Below are 8,414 nucleotides of genomic sequence, written 5' to 3'. Positions count from 1 at the left end.
TACCAGAAGAAGTACGGCTCATGGCCGGACGCCTTGAACCGCAACGCGACAAATTCCGTCGTGCCGCCGAGGATCGCTGTCGTCAGCGCGTAGGGGAGCCCGACCGCAAGTGCCCTGATCCGCGCCGGAAAAAGTTCCGTCTTCACCAGCATGTGGATGGACGTGAAACCGCTCAACATGACTAACCCGAGGAAGCATAGGATGACCGCCGTCACTGGGCTTGTCGTGTGGCTGATGGCCTCGAAAAGAGGAACGGGGAACAGCGTGCAGCTCAAACCGAAAAAGATCAGAACGGGTCGATGTCGGGTTGTTTCGCAATAAGAAAAGAGCGGCAAAACAAGGGGATCTTGTTAGGAAGCCTTACATGACCAAGAAGTAAAACTGCTCGGGCGCCGACGGAGAGGTTCCCTTCGCCGATTTCATCTGTCCCTTCCTGATCGTATGCATCACCTCGACGCCCGACAGGATGATGCGGGCGCAACAAAAGTCCTTGAAGCCGATCATGTGTCGCTGCCCGCCAGCAGTCCGCGGATCCGTTCGTCGACGTCGCCCATCGCGCTCAGCATCATGACCGGAGTTTCGACACTTGCCGCCCGTATCGCCTTGAGGATGGTCAGCCCGCCGATGCCCAGGAGCATACGATCGAGCATGATAGCGTCGTAGTCGCCCGACATGGCACGGACCATCCCTTCATGCCCATCGGCAACCCAGTCCACGGCGAGACCGCATCCGCCTAGGCGATCCTCCAACATTAAAAATTCGTAACTTCGCCGTTCCGTTGACGTAACCCCCGCCTCTTTAAGCTCCTTCTTACCGGAACACGCATGGCTCACCGCCGCAGCGCCCGGATCGTCCAACCTCGATAGCAGAAGGAGTTGTCATGAAAGTCATCAAGATCGCCGCGTTGCTCGGGATGGTCGTCACCACCTCGGCCTTCGCCCAGGCCAACACCACGGCTGCCGATGCGTCCGCTTCGGTCACCGCGTCACAAACCGGCGCATGGGTGCCGCCGCAAGGCGAAGCCAACGTGCCCAAGACGCGCGCGCAGGTCTATGCCGAACTCGTCCAGGCCGAGAAGGACGGCCAACTCGAGTACCTCAACAGCACGATTTACCGGAATCCGTGAGTGCGTCCCAAGGCGGTCCGAGTGACGGCGCAGGCACCTGGTCCCACCGGACACATGGCGCCTGCCCGGCATCGGCCCATCGCGCGAAACGGCACAGGCGTCCTCATGCCTGAGATCAGAACTCAGGCCGTGGGAGGAATATGAAGTCCGTCTACTACGGGATGTTCGCGTTCGCCCTGATTTCGACCGCCTCCGTCCTCTATGCAAACGAGCTCAAAGACGCCTGCTACAGCCTCTCTTCGTGGCTCACGAAGATCGAGAGGACAGTGTCTGCTGGCACGCAAACGATCCCGACGCTAGCGCGGGCGCGCGAGGGCTTCCCGAAGACACCAAGGTCCGGTCCTCGAAGTACCTGAACAATCTGGTGGAGCAAGACCATCGCAACATCAAGTCAAGAACAAACGTCATGCTTGGTTTCAAGCAATTCATGAACGCCGCGATCACGCTGGCGGGCGTTGAATTGATGCATCGCGTTCGCAAAGGACAATTTAGCCTCACCCAACCGCGCCGCAAGGATGTCACTGTGCCTGCGGTTTGGAATACGGTCCTATCGGATCAATGAGGCATCCTATCAAAACCAACTTTCAACTCAGCAAAGGAGCACTTACCTTGGACAGAACATCGAATCAGGCAGTGGCGAAGCCAGACCGTCACTGCGACGTAAGAGACTGGCAGAAGCAGCGCAGCGCGCGACATGCCCGCCTCGCGGCGGGGTCCCGCTTCGCCAGCGGCAAGATGGTATCGCCCGAGAACGCGAAGGCGTTGCTTGAGGCAGTTGTCCGTCCCGGCGACCGGGTCTGTCTCGAGGGCGACAATCAGAAGCAGGCGGACTTTCTTGCCGAGGTTCTGGCGGACGTCGACCCGTCGCGAATCCACGATCTCCATATCGTGCAATCGGGGGTCGTTCTCCAGGCCCATCTCGATCTGTTCGAACGCGGCATTGCGCGCAAGCTCGACTTTTCCTATTCAGGCCCGCAAGGCGCCGGGATCGCACGTGCGCTTGCCGCTGGCAAGATCGAGCTTGGCGCCATCCACACCTACATCGAGCTGTTCGCCCGCTACTTCATGGACCTGACGCCGCACGTCGCCCTGATCGCCGGCGTGCAGGCCGACCGCGACGGCAACCTCTATACCGGTCCCAACACCGAGGACACGCCCACCATCGTGGAGGCGACCGCCTTCAAGTCGGGCATCGTCATCGCCCAGGTGAATGAGGTGGTCGACAAGGTGCCGCGCGTCGACATACCCGGCGACCTGGTCGACTTCGTCGTCAGGTCGGAGAAGCCCTTCTATGTCGAGCCGCTGTTCACCCGCGATCCGGCGAACATCACCGAGAACCAGATCCTGATGGGCATGATGGCGATCAAAGGCATCTACGCCGAATATGGTGTGAAGCGCCTCAACCACGGCATCGGCTTTCCCACTGCAGCCATCGAACTCCTGCTGCCGACCTACGGCGAACGGCTTGGCCTGAAGGGAAAGATCGCCACCCACTGGGCGTTAAACCCCCATCCCACGCTGATTCCGGCCATCGAAAGCGGCTGGGTCGAGCAGGTCCACTCTTTCGGCAGCGAGGTGGGCATGGACGGTTACATGTCGGCGCGCAGCGACGTGTTTTTCACCGGCCATGACGGAACGCTGCGCTCAAACCGCATGATCTGTCAGGCCGCCGGCCTCTACGCTTGCGACATGTTCATCGGCTCGAGCCTGCAGATCGATCTTGCCGGCAACAGCTCGACCGTCACGCCAGGCCGCATCGCGGGTTTCGGCGGTGCCCCGAACATGGGGTCGGACGCCCACGGGCGCCGGCACCTGTCGGCCCCCTGGCTTAAGGCCGGCCGCGAGGCGTCGGGCGGCGACAGCAAGCTGACCCGCGGCCGCAAGCTGGTGGTGCAGATTCTTGAGACCTTCGGCGAGAAGATGAAGCCGAACTTCGTCGAGACGCTCGACAGCGTGAAGATGGCGGAGGAACTGAACTTCGATCTCGCGCCCGTCATGATTTATGGCGACGACGTCACCCACATCGTGACTGAAGAAGGGATCGCCAACCTCCTGCTGTGCCGCAGTCAGGCCGAGCGCGAACAGGCCATTCGCGGCGTGGCGGGCTTCACCGACGTGGGTCGCAAGCGGGATCACAAGGCCGTCGAGGTGCTGCGGCAACGCGGCGTGATCCGCCGTCCCGAGGATTTCGGTATCGATCCGCTGGACGCGAACCGCCAACTGCTGGCGGCCCATTCGATCGCAGATCTGGTGACCTGGTCCGGTGGCCTCTATCAGCCGCCTTCCAGGTTCAGAAATTGGTAGGAGTACAAAACATGGAACATTTTCAGGTGCAGGGCAAGGTGAACAGAAAGGCGGGTGGCCATCGCCACCAGGCCATCACTGGGGTGAATGCCTCCGGCAATCTCGAGGTTCTGGTCGAGCGCGTGCTGCCGGACCACGAATGCGAGGTCAACGTCACGACGGCGGTGAACGGCTTCCGCGCGATCTGGGAGGCGGTGATCGACGAATTCTTCAGGCGCGGCGCGCCGGGCGGTCTGCGGTTCTGGATCAACGACGGCGGAGCGCACCCCGATACGGTCAGCCTGCGGCTGATGCAGAGCGTCCGGTTGATGGAGATCGAATCATGAGCAAGCTCTCACAAGTCTATGAGGCGCAGTGGTACGAAGCCTCGGCGCGCGAGCGCATCGCCGGGCTGCTCGATGCGAAGAGCTTTAACGAGTTCTTTGGGCCTGAACGGCGCACCATGAGCCCGCACCTCGCCCAGTTCGATCTCACAGGCGCCTTCGATGATGGCATCGTAGTGGGCCGAGGTCGCCTTGCTGGACAAGAGGTTTTCGTGGCGGCGCAGGAGGGGCGCTTCATGGGAGGCGCGTTCGGCGAGGTGCACGGCGCAAAGCTCCTCGGTCTCCTGCGGACGGCGCGTGATGGCGCTGGACGGGGCGGCCCCCGCGCGGTGTTGCTGCTGCTCGATACAGGCGGCGTCCGGCTTCAGGAAGCGAATGCGGGCGAACTCGCCATCTCCGAGATCATCCACGCCATTGTCCAGGTGCGCAGCGCCGGCATCCCGGTGCTTGCTCTCGTCGGCGGCCGGTCGGGCGCCTTTGGTGGCGGCGGCATCATCACCGCCTGCTGCAGCCGAATCATCGTTTCCCAGCACGGCCGGGTAAGCGTTAGCGGTCCGGAGGTGATCGAAACCAACAAGGGCGTCGAGGAGTTCGATGCGAAGGATCGCGCTCTGGTCTGGCGCGTTTGCGGCGCCCGCACGCGCTACCTCAGTGGCGGCACGGACCGCTATGTGAAGGGAGGCATCGAGGATTACCGCGAGGCGGCGATTGCCCTCGTCAAGCATGCCCCGCCGTTCGCGCTGCCGACACTTACGGCCGAGCAACAGCGTCTGACGGAGCGCCTGCGGCGCTTCGGCGATTGCCGCGACGCGCCAGAGATCTGGCGCAAGGCGGGAGTGCCGGAGCCAGAGCGCATCGCCGACATCGCAGACGACACGTTCTTGACCATTCAACGAATCGAGGGAGCTGATCATGACGCTCGATGAAGTTCTGAACTCGCTATTCCCAACCGGTCATGCGGTGAAACGTGGTCCATCCGGGACGCTGCACGGCACCGCCAAGGTCGAGAATCAGGGGGACGTGACGGTCGTCGGTATCGTCGACGGCACGCCACTCGGCGTCGACGGTGCGATCCTGCTGGCCGGTCATGTCCTCGCCGCGGTGGAGACTGGGAGCCGCGCGCCAATCGTCGTCCTCGTCGATACGTCGAGTCAGAACATGGCGCGTCGGGACGAGCTACTAGGGCTCAACGAATATCTCGCCCATCTCGCCAAGAGTCTGGAGCTCGCGGCGGCCAATGGCCATCGCACGGTAAGCGTTCTTTACGGCCACGCGGCGGCTGGCGCGTTCATCGCCACTGCGCTGTCTAGCCAGTCTCTGGTGACGCTGCCGGGCGCGGAGCCTAGCGTGATGGATCTTCCCTCCATCTCCCGGGTCACGAAGCTGCCGCTCGGGCAACTCAAGGAGCTGGCGAAGTCGACCCCCATCTTTGCGCCTGGCGTGGAACCGCTTTTTGCAACCGGCGCGGTGACAGAGACCTGGGCGGCCGACCGGCCATTCGCACAGCGTCTTGCGGCGCTCCTGGGTCAGGCCGCGCCTACCTCCGACCTGCGTGATCAGATCGGTCTAGAACGCAAGGGACGGCTCCTCGCCCGGGACATCGCCCAGCAGGTGGCGGCGGAGGCCGGCCATGCGTGACGGTACACAGATGCCGAGCCCTCCGTGGCGACGGCATGAGCTTTTGCATGTGGCGCCGGATGTTTGGGCGTCGGCCCTGGCCCAGCGCCCTGCATTGGCCGACCTGCCGTTGCTGGAGCGCTGGGCGCAGCGGGAATGGCCAGTGATCGTCCGACGCCGTGCGGAGGGCGAGGACCCGGACCTGTTGCCGGTCGGTGTCCCGCTACCGCCGGCCGCCGGCAAGTGCCGGGTCGCCCTCGTTCTTCCGCCCGGCGGCATCCTGCAACGCTCACCGCCCCCACTATTGGGCGCGGCGGCAAAGGTTGCGGATGAAGGCTGGCAATCGACGATTGCCTCGCTTCTCGCCCTCGGTACACGCACCGGCGTCGAGCCTTCGGCCTTCGGAAGCCTCCTATGGGAACATTTGACCGGCCTCGCCTACATGTCGCCGCAATCGGATCTCGATGTCCTCTGGCCGGTTCCAGAGAATTTCGACGTCCTCTCCCTTGTCTTCGGCATCGGCCAGGTCCAGCGCGATGCGCCGATCCGCATCGATGGCGAAGTCATCTTTCCGGACGGCAGCGCTGTGAACTGGCGGGAACTGTGGAACGCGTACCGGGCCGCGAACCGGTCCGGGCATTGGGCAGAGGACCGCGCCACGGTGTTGGCAAAAACGATGGAGGGCGTTCGACTCCTCGACATCGCGTCCCTGCCGGGCGCCAGAGGGCGGACATGAGCACGGCATCCCAATGCGCAATCCGGTTTGCCCGACCCGCGCAAGGGCGGGAACGCGACCTCGTTGCGGAACTGATCGCCAACCAGGCGGTGCTCGCGCTTCTGCATGAGCTGGCGACCTGGCCCAAGCCCGGTCTCGTCAGTCACTTCGATAGCGGGAGTCATACGGACATGGATGCGCCCATGATGCAGGCCAGCGCCGAGTCACTGCGCCCGTTTTTCGGAGAGTTTGCGGCGGCCGGTCGGGACGGCGCCGAGATGGGCCATCTCAGGACTATCGGGCTGCGGGCTGAGGCCACCATGCTGGCCGTCACGGGCGGTATCAACACGCATCGCGGCGCCATCTTCGGCCTGGGCCTGCTGTGCGCTGCGGCGGGCGTCGTCGCCGACCTGTCGAGCGAAGGCGCGGTGGTTGCGCCAATGTGTCTCGGCGACGTCGTCATGCGGCACTGGGCTGCGGAGATCGGGCGAGGTCCGATCCCGCTCTTCAGCCACGGCACGGGGGCGCTACGGCGCTACGGCGCCGGCGGTGCCCGGGGCGAAGCAGCCGGTGGATTTCGCAGCGTTTATAAAGTGGGCTGGCCGGCCCTGCGCCGGGGCCGCTCATTGCAGTCCAACGACTCCGATGCGCCGCCTGTGCAAGCCTGCTTCGCGCTGATTGCGGCGGTCTGCGACACCAACCTTCTGCACCGCGGCGGCGCCGATGGGATGCGCTACGCCTCCGAGGCCGCCGCCTCGTTCCTGGCGCAGGGCGGGGTCAGCGCCTCGGACTGGCGGGCGCGCGCCGCTGCAGTCCATGCGGCGTTCATTGCCCGGCGCCTGAGCCCTGGGGGCTGCGCAGACTTGCTGGCCATGACCCTGTTCGTCGATGCGCTGGAGTCCGGAAAAGGGCAAGTCCCGGCCGATCGACAGCCAGGCAAACGGGGGCTTGCGCCAGCGGAAATCCGCATGACCCAGATCACGGAGTGAGAAGCATGCAACATCGTATGAGGCGTTGTGACGCCATGACAGACGCAGCCATGCCGATGGCGCCTGGACCCACGCAGTTGACGCGCCCGGACGCAGTGGACACCGTCGCGCAGGCCGCGACGCTCCTGCTCGTCAACGGGCAGACCACCGAGCGCACGGTTATCGCCGCGGAAAAACTCGGCCGTGCTCTGGGCGTGCCACTCACGCTCCACCCGCGCTGGGGCGAGCTTGAGCTCCGCGTCGACGGAACGCCCTACTCTGCCATTACGCCGGCAGCGCCTCTCGGCGTCAACATGGCCAAAGCATTGGCAACCATGAAAATTGTCGACGAGGTCTGCGAAGGCTCACTGAACGGCGGCGCCGCACGTTCGGCGCTCGCAGCCGTCGAGCGTATGGGCCCGGTCTCCACCCTACGCTTCGCCCTGTTCGCGGCCATCGGGGCCGCGTCGATGGGCGTGATCTACGGTGTGCCCGATGTGACAAGCCTGCTGTTGATCGCGTTCAGCGCCGGGATGGGCGGGCTCCTGCGCCGCTGGCTAGCGACGCTCGGTGGCAATCCGTTCATCCAGCCACTTTGCGCCGCTGCCGTCGCAGGAGCCATCGGCGCTATTGCCACGCGCTTGCACTTGCCGGATACGCAATTGTTCATCGCGCTTTGTCCCTGCATGGTGCTCGTGCCGGGCCCGCACATCCTGAACGGCGCGTTCGACCTTGCGCACACACGCGTCGCGCTCGGCATCGAGCGCCTCACGTATGCGGGCTTGATCGTGCTGATGATTTGCGCAGGACTGCTGATGGCGCTTGCGGTCGGCGGCGCAACCCTTCCTGCCGCCGCGATGTCCGCGCGCGTGCCGCTGGGTGCAGACGTGATCGCAGCGGGGTGTGCGGTCGTGGCCTATGGCACGGTCTTTTCGATGCCCTGGCGCCTGCTGGCGTTGCCGATCGTGGTCGGCATGCTCGCTCATGCGGCGCACTGGGCACTGATCTCGCTCGCGGGCGCGGATGTCGCGGTCGGGGCATTGGTCGCTTGCACGCTGGTCGGCGTGATGGTCACGCCGGTCGCCGATCGCCTGCGACTGCCGTTTGCGGCCGTCGCATTTTGCGCCGTCGTCTCCATGATGCCCGGCTTCTTTCTGTTCCGCGTAGCAGACGCCCGGGTCGAACTGGTCGCGAGCGGCGGTCTGGCGCCGGTGGATCTGGTCTCAAGCGTGGCCGCGAACGGCGCGACTGCGTTCCTGACGATCGTGGCGATGAGCTTCGGACTGATCGTGCCGCGCATGCTGAGCAACTACTTTCGGACGCTGTCCGCACGACGGGGGGCCGATCATGCCTAACCTGAT

Annotated in this window: 8 protein-coding genes and 3 pseudogenes; 9 read left to right on the top strand and 2 right to left on the bottom strand. The window is 64.4% G+C overall.

Translation table 11 applies throughout. The features are described from left to right. Window positions 1-360: 360 nt before the first annotated feature. Together P3T40_RS41480 and P3T40_RS41475 are read right to left on the bottom strand one after the other, a co-directional pair. A pseudogene (locus P3T40_RS41480) lies at window positions 361-561 on the bottom strand (hypothetical protein); the annotation flags it as partial. Continuing rightward, window positions 507-752 (bottom strand): annotated as a pseudogene (locus P3T40_RS41475) (response regulator); the annotation flags it as partial. The pseudogenes P3T40_RS41475 and P3T40_RS41480, both read right to left, overlap by 55 nt. Before the next feature lie 128 nt (window positions 753-880). Here P3T40_RS41475 and P3T40_RS41470 point away from each other — a divergent pair. From P3T40_RS41470 to P3T40_RS41430, 9 genes and pseudogenes are all read left to right on the top strand, one after another. Continuing rightward, window positions 881-1,126, top strand: coding sequence for a DUF4148 domain-containing protein (locus P3T40_RS41470; RefSeq protein WP_429273461.1), 246 nt, complete (start codon window positions 881-883; stop codon window positions 1,124-1,126). A gap of 322 nt (window positions 1,127-1,448) precedes the next feature. After that, window positions 1,449-1,688, top strand: a pseudogene (locus P3T40_RS41465) (DDE-type integrase/transposase/recombinase); the annotation flags it as partial. A 71-nt stretch (window positions 1,689-1,759) separates the two neighbouring features. Continuing rightward, entirely contained in the window at window positions 1,760-3,430 is a 1,671-nt protein-coding gene (mdcA, locus tag P3T40_RS41460; protein WP_429273462.1) for a malonate decarboxylase subunit alpha, read from the top strand. Window positions 3,431-3,441: 11 nt separating this feature from the next. Continuing rightward, window positions 3,442-3,756, top strand: a complete 315-nt coding sequence (mdcC, locus tag P3T40_RS41455; RefSeq protein WP_429273460.1) for a malonate decarboxylase acyl carrier protein — start codon at window positions 3,442-3,444, stop codon at window positions 3,754-3,756. Continuing rightward, complete coding sequence (locus tag P3T40_RS41450) at window positions 3,753-4,679, top strand: biotin-independent malonate decarboxylase subunit beta (RefSeq protein ID WP_429273459.1); 927 nt, start codon at window positions 3,753-3,755, stop codon at window positions 4,677-4,679. The genes mdcC and P3T40_RS41450 overlap by 4 nt, the downstream gene beginning before the upstream one ends. Continuing rightward, window positions 4,666-5,391 (top strand): biotin-independent malonate decarboxylase subunit gamma, encoded by a 726-nt coding sequence (locus P3T40_RS41445; protein WP_429273458.1) that lies wholly within the window; start codon window positions 4,666-4,668, stop codon window positions 5,389-5,391. The genes P3T40_RS41450 and P3T40_RS41445 overlap by 14 nt, the downstream gene beginning before the upstream one ends. Next, a complete protein-coding gene (gene mdcG, locus P3T40_RS41440; RefSeq protein ID WP_429273457.1) occupies window positions 5,384-6,106 on the top strand; it encodes a malonate decarboxylase holo-[acyl-carrier-protein] synthase in 723 nt (240 codons plus the stop codon). Before P3T40_RS41445 ends, mdcG begins: the two co-directional genes overlap by 8 nt. Then, window positions 6,103-7,074, top strand: coding sequence for a triphosphoribosyl-dephospho-CoA synthase MdcB (gene mdcB / locus P3T40_RS41435; protein WP_429273456.1), 972 nt, complete (start codon window positions 6,103-6,105; stop codon window positions 7,072-7,074). The genes mdcG and mdcB overlap by 4 nt, the downstream gene beginning before the upstream one ends. 35 nt (window positions 7,075-7,109) lie before the next feature. Further along, window positions 7,110-8,408 carry a threonine/serine exporter family protein gene (locus P3T40_RS41430; RefSeq protein ID WP_429273455.1) on the top strand — a complete coding sequence of 433 codons (1,299 nt, stop codon included), beginning with the start codon at window positions 7,110-7,112 and terminating at the stop codon, window positions 8,406-8,408. The last annotated feature ends 6 nt before the right edge of the window (window positions 8,409-8,414 follow it).

The sequence above is a fragment of the Paraburkholderia sp. EB58 genome, assembly GCF_050436665.1.
Lineage (GTDB): Bacteria > Pseudomonadota > Gammaproteobacteria > Burkholderiales > Burkholderiaceae > Paraburkholderia.
The sequence above is the reverse complement of the archived record's forward strand: the minus strand, read 5'-3'. Positions and strand labels throughout refer to the sequence as shown.